Here is an 18,583-nt window from a genome sequence, read left to right on the forward strand (position 1 = left end):
ATGACGGGTCCCGCGCTCGCCGCAGCGCTGCTGGAAAGCTTTGAGGGCGTCGCCCCGAAGGCTAGCTGGGGCGAGACATCCTACTTCTACAATCCGGGTCGCCGGTTTGCGAACGGCGCCTATTTCGCCACCATCAAGCTGTCAGATGGCCCTAACGACACAGCGTCCGGCCTGTCGCGCGAGGGCGTCTGGCGGCTGAGCTTCGGGGTGTCGAAGGCGCGCTATGCGGCCCTGTTCGGACCGCTCCCGGCGCGCCCCGCCAAGGGCGGGATCATCGCCGGGGACTGGGATTTCACCGCGCTCAACCGGCTGACGCCCCATCCTGTCTATGGCTGGATGGGCTGGTGCGCCATGCTGTGCCCGGAACAGGCTCGGCTGGATCAGCACCGGGCTTTGATCGAAGACGCCTACGCCCGCGCCCGTGCGGGTTTCGAGGCCCGGGTGCGCAAGCTCGGTCCGGCCTAGAATAACCCCAGCGTCTCTCCACCGCCGCCGCCCATCAGCCTGTCGAGGCCGGACTGGTAATTGGCGATCTGGGCGGTGAGATAGCCCGGCACCGTTCCGCCGCGCTTGCCGTTGGCGGGGCCTTTGAGCATCTCTTTCAGCGCCGGGTCCTGGGTCAGATCGCGCCAGGCGCGCTGGATTTTGCTCTGCGCCGCCGACAGCGCCTCATAGGCGGCCTGCGCCGAGCCGCGGTCGGTGATGGACATGTAGTCGGGCAGCTCCAGCGCAAACACGGCAGGGGCGTCCGAGGTGGCGTCATCGGAGCGGGCCAGAAGCGAGGCCTTGCCTGTGATGGCGCCCGAGGGCAGACCGAGGCCGGACAGGGCGTCACGCCCGTCGGCGCCGGCGGTCAGCTCAATGGTGACGCCGGGTTTGGGCGTCAGGCGCAGCATGTCGCCCGCGCCGGAGCGGCGCACATCGGCCGAGCCGTTGAATAGCATGACCGCGTTCAGCTTGAAGGTCAGCGAGCGCATGGTCTCGTTGGGGCCGATCTCGATGCGGCGCTGGCGCCCGCCATCCACAGAGATGAAGAAGTGATCGCCTGCGCGCACCGACGAGCGCTGATTGATCGCCCGGCTGTCAGCATAGGCGATGGCGCCGTTTGGCAGGCCAAGCCGGTTCAGCACAGAATCCCCGCCCTTATCCACCACGAGGCCTGTCGCTTCAGACAGGCCGCCGCGACCTGAAACCTGCTGTGTCCACTCCAGCGCGCCCGTGGCGGCGTCAAAGCCGGCGGCGAAGCTGTTGCGCTCGCCCGACTGCTGGGAGCCCGGCAGCGCGCCGGAAGTGGTTCCGGCGAGATAAACCTTACCGCCCCCCGTCTTCACGGACGCGGCGCTGTTGTCGCCGTCGGTCCCGAGGAATGTCGTATAGCTCACGGTCGGCGCCGCGCCGTCTTCAAGGCTCACCAGCATGGCGTCCCGCCCGCCGGCATTGGCGTTCAGCACTGCGCCCGGCGCAAATCCGGCCCCGGCGGAGCCCGCCAGATAGATCGCGCCATCTTCGTCCACGGCCAGGCCCGCAATGCGCCCGCCATCGAGATCACCCATGTCCAGGCGCCAGACCGGCGCGCCGGTCCCGTCATCGCCGGGCGCAAACTTCGCCAACACCGCGCGGCCGTCGACCTCGGTGGCAGTCAGCAGCCCGCCATCGGCGGCCATGGCGACAGCGCGCACCCGCTCCACCCCGGCGCCGGCCTCCACCGAGCGCGTGTAGAGCGTCGCGCCCGACGCATCGAGGGCGCGCACATAGCCGTCCACCATGCCCTGGTGGGCCATGCCGCCAAAGCCGGACCGGGTCTCTCCGGCCACAAACGCATTGCCCGCATCATCCACCGTGACGGCCAGCGCGCGGTCATCGCCCTGCCCGCCAAAGCGCTGAGCCCACTGCTCCACGCCGTCGGCGTTGAATTTCACCACCAGCGAATCCTCGCCGCCCACGGCGTTGGTTCCGCTGAGCGCGCCGGTCACCGAGCCTGCCACGATGACATTGCCCTGCCCGTCCACCGCCAGCGATGCGCCCGAGGCGCTTTCGGCGGCGCCCAGCGCGCGGGTCCAGACCAGCTTGCCGGTGGTGTCAAAGCGCTGGAGGATCAGGTCCTGCTCGCCCTTGAGCGCCTGTCCCGCCACGCCGGACGCGCCATGACCCACCACATAAATGCCGCCATCAGCCGCCTGCGCCGTGTCGAGGATGCGCAACGGATTGGAGGTCTGGGTGGTTTTGCTGTCGCCCTTGTCATTGGTGGTTTCGGCCACATCCGGATCGGCCTCGATCCGGCGGGTGAAATCCGTCTGGCCGCCTGCGTCCAGCCCGCTGATCCGCGTGAGCTGGCCGGAGGCTGATTCCTTCGTCCCGCTCACCCCGGCGAGCCAGACGGTGGGCGCAGACGCCGGCGCGGAAAAGCTGATACGCTCGGTCAATATGCCTTGAATCTTGAAGCCCCAGTCATCGCCTGCAATCACGCCGAACTCATTGGGCGTGCCCACGCGCTGGCGGCCGAAGCGGGTCAGCATACCGGCGTCTTCAAGCTTCTGATTGATCAGGCCAATGACGTTGTCGAGCGTGCGCGGCGCGCCGCCGAGCTCTGCCAGATCAATGGCCACATCGGTGTCGCCGCCGTTTTTGCGCACAGTTATAGTGAAGGCGGCGTCGCCCTGAAACGCCGCGACTTCTGCGTCAAACGCGCCGGTATGGATTGCGGCGGTGGCGTATTCCGATGCGCCGCGCGAAATGGCCAGTGCGCTCTCGGCCTTGCTCAGCTCCTTGCCGCGCAGCACCGACACGCCTTCCAGCTCCAGATCCTGAAAGAACCCGCCCAGCTGTTCGAGGCCTTCGTTGAACCGGCGCTGCCAGAAGCTGCGGTCCAGATCACTGGCGTCGCGCTGCATGGCGGCGTCGGCCAGCGACTGCAGGCCGCGCAGGCCCTGATACATGGCGAATAATTGTTGCTCATCCCGGCTGACGCCGGGATTGGAGACGTTGGTCAGCGAGGCGTCGAAGAAGCGGCCATTGCCCAGCACCTGTCGGCGCAGGGTTTCAAGCGCCGTGATCGACCCGCGGGCATCCCAGGGCGGCAGGGTTTGCGCGCTGCTCCGGCTCTGGGCGTCCTGCCCGGTTCCCGGCGCGCGCGCAGCGTTCGACTGACCGGCAACCTGCCGGGCAGACTGAGCCCCGTACCATGCGCCAAGCAACTCGACCGAAAACGCCATGTCCTGTCTGATTCTTTCCAGCGGGCGAACACACGCCGCCCGGGTTCAATATGGCGCTCAAAGCGCTGACAATTCGTTAGGATGCCGGGCTCCAAGGCCCTGATGCACCGTAACACAAACGGAGCGTTAACCCGCTGGCGTCAAGCGTTAGACTGACGTGAAAGAGAATCACTTGCGGGGCGCATTTCATGGCCGGATCAGCAGGAGCATCGCGCGATGCGCACGGCTCGCCCTTGCGCGACTTCGCCGGAACAGCCTGTGATCTGACCGGGCGGTCCATCTTCCTGACCGGCGGCACCGGCTCATTTGGACACCAGTTTCTCGACACTGTGACGCGCCGCTTCAAGCCGCGCCAGCTGGTGATCTTTTCGCGCGACGAGCTCAAGCAGTACGAAACCGCCCAGCGCTTCAGCCCCGAGGCTTATCCCTTTCTGCGCTTCATGATCGGCGATGTGCGAGATGCCGCGCGGGTGGCAGAAGCCATGCGCGGAGCCGACATCGTCATCCACGCCGCCGCGATGAAGCACGTGCCTATCGCCGAGGCCAATCCGTTCGAGTGCGTCCAGACCAATATCCACGGGGCCGAACATGTGGTGCGCGCTGCCATCGCCAACGGCGTGGAGCGGGTTGTCGCGCTGTCCTCGGACAAGGCGGCGGCGCCGGTGAATTTGTATGGCGCGACCAAGCTCGCGTCCGACAAGATCATTCTGGCGGCCAACGCCATGGCCGGCGCCGGCGGCACGCGCTTTTCAGTCGTGCGCTACGGCAATGTGGTGGGATCGCGCGGCTCGGTGGCGCCGTTTTTCCAGCGCCTTGCGGCTGAAGGCGCGCGCGATCTGCCCATCACCGACCCGCGCATGACGCGGTTCTGGATCACGCTGGATCAGGGGGTGAACTTCGTCCTCTCCGTCCTGTCAGATATGCAGGGCGGCGAGGTGTTCGTGCCCAAGCTGCCCTCCATGCGCACCATTGATCTCGCCCGCGCTATCGCGCCGGCCCTGCCCCACCGCATTGTCGGCGCGCGCCCGGGCGAGAAGCTGCACGAGGTGATGATCACGCCGGACGATTCGCGCTCCACGCTGGACGCCGGCGACCGCTATGTGGTGGTGGCCCAGGGCCGCGACGCCGTGCGCCGGGCCTGGGAGGAAGCGGGCGCAGAGGCCGTGCGCGATGGCTGGTCCTATTCCTCGGACAATAATCCTGAACAGCTGGATATTCCGGGCCTCCAGACCCTTCTGGGCCTGACCCGCTCCGCGCCAAGACCGGTAGCGGTCCAGGCTGTGAAAGCGGTCTAGACGTCTTTGCGCCGTGTGCCGCGCCGGGCGATGAAAATCCCCAATAGAATGATCCCCAGCGCCAGCCAGGCGGTGAGGCCCATCGCCTCGCCCAGCACCAGCCCGATCATCGCCGCCACCACCGGTACGGCGTAATTGATGAGCGCGATGAAGGCCGCGCCCACTTTGCGGGCAATGGCCATATAGACAATGGTCGCCAGCGCCGTGGGCAGGATGCCAAGTGCGATGACGGCGAGAATTGAATTGAGGCTCGGCTGCAGGGCGGGGCCGGTCGCCCCGTCCCAGATCACCAGCGGCACGGTCAGCACGGAGGCGCAGATCAGCGATCCAGCGGCGACGGTGATGGGCGGGGTTTCGGGCATGCGCTGGTACATGATGGCGTTGGTGGCGTAGGCCAGTGTCGCCGCGAAAATCAGCATCTGGGCCAGAAAATCGGTTTCCAGCATGCCCGCCAGCGCGGACGGGCCTGTCAGCAGGACGATCCCGGAAAACCCGATCAGGAAGCCGGCCCCCTTCCAGGCATTGATCCGCTCGCCCGGCAAAACGAAATGCGCCGCCATGATGATGGCCAGCGGCGTCATGCCCATGAGGATGCCCGCCACGCCGGACGGCACGGTCTGCTGGCCGATGGCGATCAGGGTGAAGGGCAGCGCATTGCCGAACAGGCCGAGGCCTGCAAACCACAGCCAGCGCCGGTCTGTGAGCGGCGGCAGATAGCGCTTCTGCGCCACCGCCCACACGGTCAGCACCACAGCCGCCAGCGCCAGGCGCCCGAAGGCGACCACAGACGGCGGCAAGGTCTCCACCCCGACCGTGATGAAGGCGAACGCCCCGCCCCATAGCAGCGCCAGCGCGATCAGCCCGCCCCAGCCCTTGAGACCCGGCTTGTCCGGCGTCACGTGGACCGCTCCAGGCCCTGGGCGGCGTGGGCGGTTGAGGGGCTTTCAAGGGTGATCATGGCCGTGCCGGTAGGCTTGCGCTGCCCCCGCGTCAAGCCGCCGCCCCAGACAGGATTTGACGCTGCGCGCGCGAAGGCCTACCGCAATAGCCTGCAAACCAGACAGCCCGGGGGAATCGTCATGGCCCGCTCCAAACCCAGCCTGCGCCCGTCCGATGCACGCTTTTCGTGCGGCCCCACCAAGAAGCGCCCGGGCTGGGAATGGAGCGCGCTGGCGGCTGCGCCGCTGGGCCGCAATCACCGCGCCGGCACCCCCAAGGCGCGCCTGGCCGAAGCGCTGGAACGCACGGCGGCGGTGCTGGAAATCCCGTCTGATTACAAGGTGGTGATCCTGCCCGCCTCAGACACCGGCGCCATGGAAGGCGCGCTGTGGTCCATGACCGGCGCGCGGCCCGTAGACGTGTTTTCCTGCGACGAGTTCGGCCGGCGCTGGCTGGTGGATTTGCGCGACGAGCTGAAACCCGCCGGGCTGAATGTCTACGAGACTCCCTATGGCCGCGCGCCTGATTACAGCCGCGCCAACCCGGCCCATGATCAGGTCTTCACCTGGAACGCCACCGCCGCGGGCGTGCGCATCCCGGACGCCAGCTGGATCAAGGACGACCGTGAGGGCGTGACGATCTGCGACGCCACGTCGGCGGCCTTCGCCATGGACCTGCCGTGGGAGAAATTCGACGTCACCACGTTCAGCTGGCAGAAATGCTTAGGCGGCGAGGCCCAGCATGGCGTCGCCGTCCTGTCGCCGCGCGCCCGGGCGCGCCTTCGTGAGTACCGTCCGTCCTGGCCCGTGCCGCGTTTGCTGCAGCTATTTGAAGCGGGCGCGGAAGACGCCGCCATCTATGCCGGCTCCACCATCAACACGCCCTCGCTGATGTGCGTGGAGGATTATCTGGACGCCCTGAAATGGGCCGCGCGCGAAGGCGGCGTCACGGCGCTGATCGCGCGCACCAACGCCAATTTCGCAGCGCTTGCATCGTGGGTCGACAGCGCGTCCTGGATTGATTTCCTGGCCGAGGACCCGGCGACCCGCTCCACCACCTCGGTGACGCTGACATTCACAAGCCCCGAGCTGGCCGCCAAGTCCGACGCCGAGCACTGGGCCGTGTCGCGGCGCATGGGGCTCTTGCTGGACCGCGAAGGCGCGGCGTTTGACGTCATCCCCCATCCCAAAGCCCCGGCGGGCCTGCGCATCTGGTGCGGCCCCACGGTGGACACGGACGACGTCGCAGCGCTCGGTCCCTGGCTCGACTGGGCCTATGAAACGGCGATGGAAGAGCTGGAGATCGCTTAACCCCAGCTTTCCCGGAAGGCGGTCAGCGCGTCGACTACGGCGCGGTTATGCGCCTCCAGACCCACGGTGATGCGCAACGCATTGGGCAGGCCATACGGCGCCAGCGCCCGCACCACCAGGCCGCGCTCGGTCAGGAAACGGTCAGCCTCCGCCGCTGTGCGGCCGGGCGCATCCTCGAAATGCACCAGCACGAAATTGCATACAGACGGGGTGACTTCAAAGCCCAGCCCGCCCAGCTGCTGAGCCAGATAGGCCAGCCACTGGTCATTGTGGGCCTTGGAGCGGCGCACGAAATCGGGATCGGAGATGGCGGCCACGCCCGCCTCTATAGCCGGCAGATTGACGTTGAACGGCCCGCGCACGCGGTGGATCACGTCGACCACTTCCTGCGGGCCATACATCCAGCCCAAGCGCAGGGCCGCGAGGCCATGGATTTTCGAGAAGGTCCGCGTCACCACCACGTTGGAATACTCATCCGCCAGCTTGATCGGGTCTTCCCAGCCGGGTGCATCGACAAACTCGGCATAGGCGCCGTCCAGCACCAGCAGCGTATCCTCGGGCAGGCCCTCGCGCAGGCGGCGCACTTCAGAGCCGGGAATCCACGTGCCGGTGGGATTGTTCGGATTGGCCAGAAACACAATGCGCGCGCCGGGCCTGGCCGCCGCGATCAGGGCGTCCACATCGGCGGTATAGTCGCGCTCGGGCGCGCTGACGCAGTGCGCGCCCGATTGCAGCGCCACCAGCCGGTAGACGAGAAATCCGTACTGGCTCTGCACCACAGTATCGCCCGGCGCCAGATAGGCCCGGCCGATCAGCTGCAACAGCTCGTCCGAGCCCGCGCCACAAACGATGCGCGCAGGTTCAAGGCCTTCCGCCTTGCCGATGGCTTCGCGCAGCTTGGTGGCCCCGCCATCGGGATAGAGCTGCAGCCGGCCTGCCGCCGCCTTGAAGGCTTCGGCCGCTTTCGGGCTGGCGCCCAGCGCGTTTTCGTTGGACGACAGCTTCACCGCGCCGGCGGGCGCAGCGGCGCCGGGCACGTAAGGCTTGATGTCCAGAAGGCCGGGGCGGGGTTGAAGCGTCATGAAGCTGTGTCTTTCGCGGCGTGATCAGGGGGCGTTGACTTGGGAGATAGCGCGGGGCGCGCGGCGCCTTCAAGCGCGGGGCGCCGGACGCGTTCAGCCGAGCCGCCCGGACGCACCGCGCCCACATGCTTGATCGCCTCGGCCAGGATCAACCCGCCAAAGGCTGGCGCGACCCGCTCGCCCGCGCTTTCGAACGCCGATGCGGTCTTCGGTCCGCACGCCCAGCGCCAGGGCGGGGCGTAGAGCGCGCGCGACCAGGCCACGGGTTCAAACAGGGCGCCGGTCAGAAGATCGGACAACTGGCGCTTCGAAAACGGGCGTCCGTGGCCGAACGGCGTCGCCTCGGACCGGGCCCACAGCCCGGCGCGGTGGGCGGCGATGACCACGATGCGCCCTTCCGGCGCCGTAACCCGCCACAGCTCGCGCAGGAGCCGGCGAAGATCGTCTGCCTCCTCCAGCGCGTGGGCCAGCACGACCCGATCGAACATGGCTTCCTTGAAGGGCAGGCGCGCCTCTTCGCCAAGTGCCGTCAGCGAGAGGCCGGTCTTCGGCCAACCCACAGCGCCCTGCGCTGCCGGCATATAGGCCACGGTGCGCCGCGCCTCGGCCCGGTAGGGTTCGAGATACGCGCCCGCAAAGCCATAGCCCAGCACGTCCAGACCCTTGGCCTGGGACCACAGCGCGGTCAGCCGCCGCACGGCCATGTCGCGTGCGGCGCGGCCGCGCACGGAGCGGTAGAAGCGGTCGATTTCCAGCGCGTCTGTGCGCATAGGCCAGCCTCGCAATAGCGTCGTGTATAATGATAGGCTCTGCATCCCGCCCGCGTAAGGGCATGCGCACAGGAGGGCGTCGTCATGGCCCTGCAGATCCGCCAATTCCCCTGCCTTCAGGACAATTATGGCTTCCTGATCGTGTGCAGCGAGACCGGCGCCTGCGCCGCCATCGACACGCCTGAACCCGCCCGCATCCTGGAGGAGGCGCGCGCCGCAGGCTGGCGCCTGAGCGAGATCTGGAACACGCATCATCACTGGGACCATGCCGGCGGCAATGACACCGTCCGCGCCGCCAATGGCGCGCGCATCACCGCGCCCGCCGCCGAGGCGGACAAGATCGGCCATGTGGACGCCGCGGTCAGACCGGGCGACCGGGTAAGGCTCGGCGCGCTGGAGGCGCAGGTGCTGGATGTGGGCGGCCATACGCTGGGCCATATCGCCTACTGGTTCGAGAGCGAGGGTGTGGCGTTTGTCGGCGACGCCCTGTTCGCGCTGGGCTGCGGGCGCCTGTTTGAAGGCACGCCGCAACAGGCGCAGGCGGGGCTGGCGCGCCTGCGCGACTTGCCGCCGGACACCGTCATCCATTGCGCCCATGAATACACGCAGGCGAATGCGAGGTTTGCGCTGAGCGTCGATCCGCAGAACGCCGCGCTGATTGACTACGCCGCCGGGGTGGAACGCCTGCGCGCGCGGGGCGAGCCGACGGTGCCGACCACCATCGAGCGCGAGCGCGCGGCCAATCCGTTTCTGCGCTGGGATGATGCGGGCCTGCGCGCCCGGCTGGGTCTGGAGACCGCCAAGGACTGGGAAGTTTACGGCGCGGTGCGCGCGCGCAAGGACAATTTCAAAGGCTGAAACCTACAGCCCCAGCGCCAGGAAAATCTGGCTGCGCGGCAGGGTGATGAGCGCGCCCGCCGCGATGGCGATCCCGTAGGGCGCAGGCGCGCCCGGCGCCAGGGCTGTCCCGGTCAGGCGTCCGGCCATTTGCGGGATCGCAGGCGCAATGCGCCGCGCCAGCACCAGCACCAGCGCCACGACCCCGCCCGCCAGCATGGACCACACCAGAAACGACACCACGTCCGGCCAGCCGAACCACAAAGCCCCGGCGGCCAGCAGCTTCACATCGCCCCCGCCCAGCCAGCCCGGCGCCCACAGCGCCATGCCGGCGGCCAGGACTGCAAACCCGGTCAGCAGCGCCAGCCCCGCCCCGGGCCAGCCATAGTCCAGCGTGAAGGCCGCCGGGATCCAGGCCAGCACCAGCACGCCGGAAATCCAGTTGGGAATGATGAAGCGCGCCGCATCATGCCAGGCCGCGGCGAGCATCAGGCCGGCCAGGGCGAGAATGAGGATATGGGCGATCATGGCTGTGCGTCCCGTTCAAGGTCTGTGCGTCAGCGCCAGCCTGTACCCGCAGGGCTTAAGGCTTCCCCAACACCGGACCCCGCCCGAACGCAAAAGAGCCGCCCCGGTGACGGGACGGCTCTGTTCGCCGACAAATACGCCCCTTGGGGCGGCGCCGATTACTCCGGCGCGACGATGCCGTCAGCCACCGACTGGAAGGTCGTTTCCAGGTTGGTGCCGACCAGGCCGACCGTGGTGATGATCGCCACGGCGATCAGGGCAGCGATCAGGCCATATTCAATGGCCGTGGCGCCGGACTCGTCTTTGAAGAATTTCGAAACCAGGTTTTTCATTTCCATCCACTCCGTTTGCTCTTTTTTCCAGCCCAGAGGCTCAAGTCCGTCCCGACCCGCTCTGAACGTGATGTGAGTAAACACGAGGACGATTTAAGCCGGGTAAAAATCCATGCTTTATTTTCGGTTAATTGCGTTTGCGTGGATTATGGTTTCTGTTAGGTAAACACAGCACAGCGCCAGACCGCCCCGTTTAGACTTCCTTCATACGCGCGCGCGAAAAGAGTGCTATTGCTCCAATGAGGATGACGCCATGCGCCTGTGCGCCCGTATCGCCGCTCTCGCCCTCGTCCTGACGGCCGCCGCGGGCGCGCCCGCCATGGCCCAGGTGTTCCGCGTGCCCGCCGATCACGCCGCCCTGATCCGCCTGCCCGGCGAGGCGGCGGCCATTGTGGTGGGCAATCCGGCCATCGCCGACGCCAATCTCTATGACGCGCGCACCATCTTCATCACGGGCAAGCAATTCGGGCGCACCAATCTGATCGCGCTGAACGCCGCGGGCCGCGTGCTCTATACCGCCGACCTCTCCGTCACCGGCAATGACCGCGGCGTGGTGCAGGTGTTCCGCAACAATACCCGCGCCAGCTATGTCTGCGCGCCCGACTGCCAGGCCATCCCGACGCTGGCCGATGACGCGGCGTGGAACACGCTCGACGGCGGCTGAGCCTGCAGCAAAATCGCGTGACCGGACGGGGCGATCCGTCATATAAATGTGGCTGAGGGCCTTGCCCTCCAGCAAAGGATCACGCCATGGCCAAAGGCCAACAAAAATCCGGCCGCGAGGCGAAAAAGCCCAAAGCCGAAAAGAATCAGAAGCAAAAAACCAACGCCTCCCAGCCGTCCCAGAAAACCGGATCGGTCGGCGGGCTGGAGCATCTGGGCAACAAGAAGAAATAGGGGCCTGACGGCTCGCTCATCTCTTGTGTTTCCGGCTTTGGTTTGGGCTCAGGTGCAGCACTGGCTCCGCGCCCGTTTGTTGTCCCAGTCTGGGCGTTGGCCCATATCCGGGGCCCATTGCGCCAGCATTGAGCCGCCCCGGCGGGGGACAGGACTGGCCGGCGGCTCCCGGGCCGGCGTCGCCTTCCTCCGTCAAAAACAGCAGGGCTGCTGTGATTTCGTCGCGCCCGCGCTGACCCACCGGGCGGGAGAGGGCGAGAGTCTCCGGTGAGACTCCGCAGGGCCACTGTCCTCTTACCGTTCTTATGACTCTCATCAGTCTCATCCTCCGCCCTGGGCCATGGTCCGCCTTCCGCCCGGACATATCCGGGACGCGCCACCATAGCCCCGCCCGCGGCGGGGGCGGACAAGCGGCGGACACGCGCGGCGCCGGCTGGCCGCCCGGAGGCCATTCCCCACCCCTGCCTTCCCGATACATCTCAGCCGCTCAGGCGTCAGAGCGGCCCAAACCTCCCCGCCCGCCGGCGGGTGAGGCCCGTCACTGCGCGCCGGTCTCCGCCTGATCGCGCACCGCCTCCAGCGCCGCCGCGCCGGCCTCGGGGTCGGCGCAGGCAAGGCGTACGCTGGAGAGCGCGTCTGCGCCCATGCCGTGTGCGCGCGCGCCGTTCGATTCGATCAACCATTGGCGGCTCTCGATCGCCTCGAAGCGAAAGATCAGCGTGACTGCGTCGTCGCCTCGCACCAGATCCGACCAGCTGATCGGAATGCGCATCGTGCGCACATACCCGTAGTTCGGCGCGTCGGTCAGGTTCGCGAGCGTGACGTAGACCATCGGCTCGGGGGTCCCGCCCAGGCTTTCGCCGGACATCTCATGGACGATGGAGTCTCCAAAGCGCGCATCGGCATCGTACTGCGCCATCAACACGAAAGGCGCGGCGGCAGGCATATCGGCGAGCGCCGCGTCCGGCGTGCAGGCGCTGACAAAGGCGTCAACGCGCGGATGATCCCATTCGGGCACCCCGTCGCCGATCTCGAAGGCGCGCACCGCGGCGCGCACCGGGTCGGCCGGTCCCCCGGCGGACGCCAGCGCGGCGTTCAGCAGGTTGGCGGCGCCCTGGGCATCCTGGCAGGCCAGGGCGACGCGCCCGCGCGCCATCACCGGTCCGCTGAAGGTGGGCTCGCCGCCCGCGTCCAGCAGCCAGACCCGGCCCTCCAGGCCGTCGCGGTCGGCATGGCCGGCCTGCACGAACAGCTCGCCGTCCTGGGCGAAGGCATGCACGGCGTCCGCGCGCGCGGTGTACCGCGTCAACGCGCCGTCCTCGCCCTCGGCGCCGTCACGGGCCGCATCGATCATCACCCCCTCTGCCGGGTCGCCCGCGAACCAGATCCGGCTTCCCCCTCCGGTCAGGGACGGCGCGAACCCGCACGCCGAATTCACCGCCGCGGCCGCGTTGTCAGCTGCAGGCGGGCTGAACAGGTCATACCGGCTCGGCTGCAACTGCGCCTCAGGCGCCACCGCCTGCGCCGGCGCTGCAGTGATCGCGCCACCCCCGCCGGCAAACCCCGCCTGATCGGCGCCCCACAACGCGCCCAGAGCAGCCGCCGGCGCCAGCACCGCCGCCAAAGCGGTGCGCACATATATACTCATGGAATTACCCCCTCAGTCCCTTGATGCCCGAAGCCTAGCCCAGCCGGGCCGCCGACACAAACTGCCCTCCTCGAATGGGCGCAACCCATATCCGGGCGCCATCGCGACACATCTCAGCCGCTCAGGCGGTAGACAGCATCGGTGGATCGGTCCCGGGCCTCCCTACGGTCGCCCGGGAAAACAAGATGGGTGTTTCATCCACACACCGCCCAACCCCCACCCCTGTCTTCCCGGAATTTGCGTCAGCAAATATCCGGGACCCATCCCCCATACATTTCAACCGCCTCGACAGCGGACAGGACTGGTGGATGGGTCCCGGCGCTCGCTACGCTCGGCCGGGAAAACAAGATGGGTTGTTCTGAGGGATATAGCTGCATCAAAATCGCCCGATGCGCGACTATAACTTCTATGTCTACATCATGGCGAACCGGAAACAGGGCGCGCTTTATACCGGGATGACCAACGATCTGGTGCGCCGGGTGTGGGAGCATCGCGAGGGGATCGGCTCGGCCTTTGTGCGCCGGCACAAGGTGACGCGCCTCGTCTGGTACGCCCATCACAGCGACGTGCTGGAAGCGTACGCCCACGAACGCCGGCTCAAGCGCTGGCGGCGCGCCTGGAAGATCACCCTGATCGAAACCGAAAACCCCGACTGGCGCGATTTGACCTTTGACCTGACGCTCTAACCCCCCTTCCCCGGCTTTGATTAAATCCCCCACCCCTGTTTTCCCGGAATTTGCGAAGCAAATATCCGGGACCCATCCCCCATAAGACCCAACCCCTCAAGCGGCTGAAAGCATCGGTGGCTGGGTCCCGGGTCTCCCTCCGGTCGCCCGGGAAAACAAGGTGGGTGTATCAATCCCTCCCGCTGTCTTCCCGGAATTGGCGAAGCCAATATCCGGGACCCATCCCGACACATCTCAGCCGCCTCAACGGCTCAGAGGATCGGTGGATGGGTCCCGGGTCTCCCTACGGTCGCCCGGGAGAACAATTTGGGTGTTTTGATTCCCCACCCCTGTTTTCCCGGAAACCGCGAAGCGGTTATCCGGGACCCTTCCCGATACATCTCAACCGCTAAAGCGCCAGACCGGCCCAAACCGCCCGGCCCGCCGGGCCGGGACCGCTCGTGTGGCGTCCCGGATCAATACCGGGACGGCCTTGACGCGCGCTGAGCGGGTTTGGGGGAGAGTTTGGGATGGGGCGCAGGGGGAGGCTGAGAGGGTGGGAAATAGGTGTGTGTGTCCCCGGTTTGTCATGCCTGACGTGGGCGATCTCTGATCGCATTGGTTTCTACGAGTGCCCCATTGACCAGATAGTGACCGCCGCCTCGCTAAATTTTGCCTGCCGGTTCGCAACGATGTCTGGAGTCCAATCCGCCTCAGAAGCGGCATCTTGGGTGAGCATGATCTCTGACTTTGCAAGATCAGGCTTCTTCTTGGAAAATTCCGCATTCTTAATCTTTGTATTCAAACGCTTACACAGAAGCGTTAGATTTCCGATGCGATCTACCCAACGATGATGGTCCGTCCAACGCTTCCCGTCCTCTGGCGTCTGGGGGTAAATGTGCTCAACATGCACCTTTGTGGGCGTCGAGACCTCTAACTCCTCAGTTGCTCGGCGCGCGCCCTCCAGCTTTTTAAGAAGATATCGCTGCACGCGACTTTTCGAAATAATAGCGGTGGCAAATGCAGCCTTAAAATGATCATCTGCGGGAGCGGCATCTCGTATAGATTTAGAAAACGCATCGAAGTCGCCGCTAGCTCTTAATTCACGAGCCGCTAAATATAGCACATTTTCAAGTTTGCTATTTTCACGTTGCCCGATGATCGAATATCTGACATAGAGATTAATCAGCAACCTCAGGCTAGGCTCTTTTTTTTCGTCCTCGTCCGATTCAAGGATCGCCATTATCGCGGGGAGCATGAGGTTTCCGCTTGCACCAAATTCTCGGAAATCATCGATTAGGTCACCGCAACCAGCCTCACTGTAAGATCCAGATATAATTTCTCTGTAAAGGTCTGAAGAATCGGCAAGTCCATCCGTGAAGGTTACACTGTCAATATCTGAGTTTGCAATTTCGTTTTTAATTTCGCGGTATAGGCTTTGCGTTTTAACATCGCCGTGATTAGATATCCAATAATGTCTGATGAAGTTAGATATCTGTGTCTCGTTCTCAAAATCTAAGATTTTTGACCAGCTGTCGATTAGCGAGCCATAGCTATCGGCCTTCGCCCTCCTCATCAGAAGATTCTTCAGAAGATCTGGTGTTGATAGGCCAATGCCGCGATCATTTAGGTGCTGTTGACAAAGTACCGGAACCACAGGCGGATTGAAGCGAGATGGATGAAGCCGAGATAGCTGTCGGCGGTCTTGTCGTAGCGTGTGGCGAGGCGGCGTGAGCAGCGCAGCTTGTTGAAGCACCGCTCGATGCGGTTTCTCAGCCCATAGACGAAGTCGTCGATCTGGACGGGGTTCTTGCGGTTTCGGCGCGCCGGGATCATCGGCACGGCGCCGGCGGCTTCCAGCGATGTTCGGATATTGTCGCTGTCATAGCCTTTGTCGGCCAGCAGGACGCGCGGGACTGGGCCATGCGCGGCCATCACCGCCTCATAACCTTTGTAGTCGGAGACTTCACCGCCGGTGATCTCAGCGGCTATGGGCAGCCCTTCAGCGTTGGTGCGAAGGTGTATTTTGGTCGTGAAGCCACCTTTTGAGCGCCCAAAACCCTGTTTTTGAGTCCCCCTTTAGCGCCCGCAGCCTGATGGTGCGCGCGAACGATAGTGGAATCGACCATTTGAAGACTGTCGGGTACGGCCCCGCTCTCGCCCAGCGCTTCCAACATCACCTCCCACACGCCTGACAGCGTCCAGCGGCGGAACTGGCGGTAGACCCGCGTCCACGGACCGAAATAGTCGTGAAGATCACGCCAGGGCGCGCCGGTGCGCGCGATCCAGAACACGCCGTCCAGCACGCGGCGATGATCAGAAGGCGGGCGGCCCCGCTTGCCTCCGGTCGCCACCACGAAAGGCGCAAAGAACGCCCACTCCTCGTCCGTCATCAAACCGCGAACCAAGACCACCTCCCAAAAGCCAGTCTTGAATCACGCTTCGGGCGGGTTGGGAATCCACTTCGTCAACAGGTCCTAGTGTCTCGAAAACTTCGGCTGCCGCATCTTCGTCCACTGAAACGACAGAGATAAGCGTGAAATCGCGCAAAAGTTTTTTCTGAACGTTGAGCGACCAGTTATAAGATTTCTTGTTATCCCCGGCGCTCCAAACTTCTTCAAATTTTGATGCGAAATAGTCTCTGGCCCTCAGTATCAGATGATGAGACGCATGCTCAGGGGCTGGTTCCTTATAATCATCAGTCTTAGGAGTAAGAATTAACCTCCTAAAAAACTCGCGGTCATAGTGATTAAGAGAAATTTTATATGTTGTTCTCTCTGTGTCATAATCAAAATCAGACAAGTACTTCCTATGAAGGTCTTCCGCCGCACTAGAATTGTGTCTTTTCAAGAAATCTCGAATTACAGATAACAATATAGCAGAAGTCGCCATTCTCTGTTGACCATCCAAAAGTAGGTATTCACCAGCTTTTGAATTTACGATTACGATAGAGCCTATGAAGTATTCAGATATGTCCCGATCAATTGATCGCATTAGGTCGAGCCAGAATGTTTCAACATGCTGGCTTTTCCAGCTGTAGCTTCGTTGCCAATTTGGAACCACCAGAGGCGGATTGGTTAGCGTGAGCAGCTCGCTGATAGTTCGCTTCTCAGGAGTGTAGGTCGGGGATTTCGTCACCGTTCACCTCGTGTCATTTGAAACCTGCAGGAAGAGGATAGCCTCAATCCTCCCCCACATAAATCTCCCCGCCGCTCCGCTTGAACTCCTCGGCCTTCTCCGCCATGCCCTTTGACGCCTCGTCCGCCTGGCGCTCCAGGTCGGCTTTTTCGTTCTGCGACAGGCCCGCCGCGTAGTCGCGCACGTCCTGGGTGATTTTCATGGAGCAGAATTTCGGGCCGCACATGGAGCAGAAATGGGCGACCTTGTGGGCGTCCTTGGGCAGGGTCTGGTCGTGGAAGTCGCGGGCCGTGTCGGGGTCGAGGGAGAGGTTGAACTGGTCCTCCCAGCGGAATTCGAACCGGGCGCGGGACAGCGCGTCGTCGCGCAGCTTGGCCGCCGGGTGGCCTTTGGCGAGGTCGGCGGCGTGGGCGGCGATTTTATAGGTGATGACGCCGGTCTTCACATCGTCGCGGTCGGGCAGGCCCAGATGCTCCTTGGGCGTGACATAGCAGAGCATGGCGCAGCCGAACCAGCCGATCATGGCGGCGCCAATGCCGCTCGTGATGTGGTCATAGCCCGGCGCGATATCGGTGGTGAGGGGCCCAAGGGTGTAGAAGGGCGCCTCGCCGCAGGTTTCCAGCTGCTTGTCCATATTGGCCTTGATCTTGTGCATGGCCACGTGGCCCGGCCCCTCGATCATCACCTGGCAACCATGGGCCCAGGCGATTTTGGTGAGCTCGCCCAGGGTCTCCAGCTCGGCGAACTGGGCGGCGTCATTGGCGTCGGCGATGGAGCCGGGGCGCAGGCCGTCTCCAAGTGAGAAGCTCACATCATAGGCGCGCATGATCTCGCAGATCTCGTCAAAGCGCGTGTAGAGGAAGCTCTCCTTGTGGTGGGAGAGGCACCATTTGGCCATGATGGACCCGCCGCGCGAGACGATGCCGGTGACACGGGATGCGGTGAGCGGCACATAGGCCAGGCGCACCCCGGCATGGATGGTGAAATAGTCCACGCCCTGCTCGGCCTGCTCGATCAGGGTGTCGGCGAAAATGTCGAAGGTCAGGTCCTCGGCGACGCCGCCCACCTTCTCCAGCGCCTGATAGATCGGCACGGTGCCGATGGGGACAGGCGCGTTGCGCAAGATCCATTCGCGGGTGTTGTGGATATTCTTGCCCGTGGAGAGGTCCATCACCGTGTCGGCGCCCCAGCGGATGGCCCAGACCATCTTGTCGACCTCCTCCTCCACGGAAGAGGCGACGGCGGAATTGCCGATATTGGCGTTGATTTTGACGAGGAAATTGCGCCCGATCACCATGGGCTCCAGCTCGCCATGATTGATATTGGCCGGGATGATGGCCCGCCCGCGCGCGATCTCGCTGCGCACAAATTCCGGCGTGACAAACTCCGGGATGGCCGCGCCGAAATCCTCGCCGTCCGCGCGGCGTTCCGCGGCGCCGGGCAGGGCCTCAGCCCGGCCAATATTCTCACGCTCGGCGGCATAGATCATTTCATCGGTGATGATGCCCGCCCGGGCGAATTCATACTGCGTCACAGGGCCGGTCCCGGTGGCGCGCAAGGGGCGGTGGCGCACGGGGAAGGCGCGGGCGAGATACTTGCCCTGCGCCCCGCCATTATCGAGCGGGCTGGGCGCCCGGCCCTCATACGCCTCCACATGCCCGCGCGCCGTGACCCAGGCCGTGCGGGGGCGCGCCAGGCCCTTTTCCACGTCGATGCTGGCGCCGGGATCGGTATACGGCCCCGAACAGTCATAGACGCGCACCGGCGGCTCCATGGCCGTGGGGTGCAGCGCGATCTCCCGGTGCGGCACGGCGAGATGCGGCGCGGCCTGCGGGTGGGTGAACACCCGGCGCGACCCGGCCAGCGGCCCGGTGGTGACGGTGGGCGTGGGAAATTCGGACGGGTTGAGCGGCTTGTTCATGGGATCGGG

The 18,583-nt window shown here is 64.9% G+C and carries 18 protein-coding genes; 7 read left to right on the forward strand and 11 right to left on the reverse strand.

From position 1 onward, the window contains the following. Positions 1-465, forward strand: a complete 465-nt coding sequence (locus L2D01_12325; protein ID WBQ09668.1) for a DUF6194 family protein — start codon at positions 1-3, stop codon at positions 463-465. Here L2D01_12325 and L2D01_12330 read toward each other — a convergent pair. Next, on the reverse strand, positions 462-3,212 hold the full coding sequence (locus tag L2D01_12330; GenBank protein WBQ09669.1) for an SBBP repeat-containing protein: 2,751 nt from the start codon (positions 3,210-3,212) through the stop codon (positions 462-464). The two genes, L2D01_12325 and L2D01_12330, sit on opposite strands and share 4 nt — an antisense overlap. A 188-nt stretch (positions 3,213-3,400) precedes the next feature. Here L2D01_12330 and pseB point away from each other — a divergent pair, with 188 nt between their 5' ends. Next, positions 3,401-4,507, forward strand: a complete 1,107-nt coding sequence (gene pseB, locus L2D01_12335; protein ID WBQ09670.1) for a UDP-N-acetylglucosamine 4,6-dehydratase (inverting) — start codon at positions 3,401-3,403, stop codon at positions 4,505-4,507. Here pseB and L2D01_12340 read toward each other — a convergent pair. After that, positions 4,504-5,406, reverse strand: a complete 903-nt coding sequence (locus L2D01_12340) for an EamA family transporter (GenBank protein WBQ09671.1) — start codon at positions 5,404-5,406, stop codon at positions 4,504-4,506. The two genes, pseB and L2D01_12340, sit on opposite strands and share 4 nt — an antisense overlap. 180 nt (positions 5,407-5,586) lie before the next feature. Here L2D01_12340 and L2D01_12345 point away from each other — a divergent pair, with 180 nt between their 5' ends. Continuing rightward, positions 5,587-6,756, forward strand: a complete 1,170-nt coding sequence (locus L2D01_12345; GenBank protein WBQ09672.1) for a phosphoserine transaminase — start codon at positions 5,587-5,589, stop codon at positions 6,754-6,756. Here L2D01_12345 and hisC read toward each other — a convergent pair. Both hisC and L2D01_12355 read right to left on the reverse strand, forming a co-directional pair. Then, positions 6,753-7,838, reverse strand: coding sequence for a histidinol-phosphate transaminase (gene hisC / locus L2D01_12350; GenBank protein ID WBQ09673.1), 1,086 nt, complete (start codon positions 7,836-7,838; stop codon positions 6,753-6,755). The genes L2D01_12345 and hisC overlap by 4 nt on opposite strands. Beyond that, the gene (locus L2D01_12355; GenBank protein WBQ09674.1) at positions 7,835-8,608 is read right to left on the reverse strand and encodes a methyltransferase domain-containing protein; all 774 of its coding nucleotides are present in this window, start codon (positions 8,606-8,608) and stop codon (positions 7,835-7,837) included. The genes hisC and L2D01_12355 overlap by 4 nt, the downstream gene beginning before the upstream one ends. An 84-nt stretch (positions 8,609-8,692) precedes the next feature. On the opposite strand from L2D01_12355, the gene gloB reads away from it, so the two are divergent. Further along, positions 8,693-9,466: a hydroxyacylglutathione hydrolase gene (gene gloB, locus L2D01_12360; GenBank protein ID WBQ09675.1), complete on the forward strand. Its 774-nt coding sequence runs from the start codon at positions 8,693-8,695 to the stop codon at positions 9,464-9,466. A 3-nt stretch (positions 9,467-9,469) separates the two neighbouring features. Here gloB and L2D01_12365 read toward each other — a convergent pair whose 3' ends face one another. Together L2D01_12365 and L2D01_12370 are read right to left on the reverse strand one after the other, a co-directional pair. Then, a complete protein-coding gene (locus L2D01_12365) occupies positions 9,470-9,973 on the reverse strand; it encodes a prepilin peptidase (GenBank protein WBQ09676.1) in 504 nt (167 codons plus the stop codon). Between the two features lie 158 nt (positions 9,974-10,131). Continuing rightward, positions 10,132-10,305, reverse strand: a complete 174-nt coding sequence (locus tag L2D01_12370) for a Flp family type IVb pilin (protein ID WBQ09677.1) — start codon at positions 10,303-10,305, stop codon at positions 10,132-10,134. 253 nt (positions 10,306-10,558) lie between these two features. Here L2D01_12370 and L2D01_12375 point away from each other — a divergent pair, with 253 nt between their 5' ends. Both L2D01_12375 and L2D01_12380 read left to right on the forward strand, forming a co-directional pair. Next, on the forward strand, positions 10,559-10,969 hold the full coding sequence (locus L2D01_12375; GenBank protein ID WBQ09678.1) for a pilus assembly protein N-terminal domain-containing protein: 411 nt from the start codon (positions 10,559-10,561) through the stop codon (positions 10,967-10,969). A gap of 86 nt (positions 10,970-11,055) precedes the next feature. Continuing rightward, complete coding sequence (locus L2D01_12380) at positions 11,056-11,202, forward strand: hypothetical protein (GenBank protein WBQ09679.1); 147 nt, start codon at positions 11,056-11,058, stop codon at positions 11,200-11,202. Between the two features lie 538 nt (positions 11,203-11,740). Here L2D01_12380 and L2D01_12385 read toward each other — a convergent pair. Beyond that, a complete protein-coding gene (locus L2D01_12385; GenBank protein WBQ09680.1) occupies positions 11,741-12,850 on the reverse strand; it encodes a hypothetical protein in 1,110 nt (369 codons plus the stop codon). Between the two features lie 389 nt (positions 12,851-13,239). Between L2D01_12385 and L2D01_12390 the strand changes: the two genes are divergently transcribed. Further along, positions 13,240-13,536: a GIY-YIG nuclease family protein gene (locus tag L2D01_12390; GenBank protein ID WBQ09681.1), complete on the forward strand. Its 297-nt coding sequence runs from the start codon at positions 13,240-13,242 to the stop codon at positions 13,534-13,536. A gap of 604 nt (positions 13,537-14,140) precedes the next feature. On the opposite strand, the gene L2D01_12395 is transcribed toward L2D01_12390, so the two are convergent. From L2D01_12395 to thiC, 4 genes are all read right to left on the reverse strand, one after another. Further along, the gene (locus L2D01_12395; GenBank protein ID WBQ09682.1) at positions 14,141-15,091 is read right to left on the reverse strand and encodes an HNH endonuclease family protein; all 951 of its coding nucleotides are present in this window, start codon (positions 15,089-15,091) and stop codon (positions 14,141-14,143) included. 50 nt (positions 15,092-15,141) lie between these two features. Next, positions 15,142-15,929 (reverse strand): IS5 family transposase gene (locus L2D01_12400; protein WBQ09683.1). Its coding sequence is split into 2 segments (ribosomal slippage): positions 15,142-15,596 and positions 15,596-15,929, totalling 789 coding nucleotides; the frame shifts between segments, so codons are not numbered across the junction. Continuing rightward, positions 15,832-16,653: a DUF262 domain-containing protein gene (locus L2D01_12405; protein ID WBQ09684.1), complete on the reverse strand. Its 822-nt coding sequence runs from the start codon at positions 16,651-16,653 to the stop codon at positions 15,832-15,834. The genes L2D01_12400 and L2D01_12405 overlap by 98 nt, the downstream gene beginning before the upstream one ends. A gap of 43 nt (positions 16,654-16,696) precedes the next feature. Then, on the reverse strand, positions 16,697-18,574 hold the full coding sequence (gene thiC, locus L2D01_12410) for a phosphomethylpyrimidine synthase ThiC (GenBank protein ID WBQ09685.1): 1,878 nt from the start codon (positions 18,572-18,574) through the stop codon (positions 16,697-16,699). Positions 18,575-18,583: the final 9 nt, after the last annotated feature.

Source organism: Hyphomonadaceae bacterium ML37 (assembly GCA_027627685.1).
In the GTDB taxonomy this organism is placed as follows: Bacteria; Pseudomonadota; Alphaproteobacteria; order Caulobacterales; family Maricaulaceae; genus Oceanicaulis.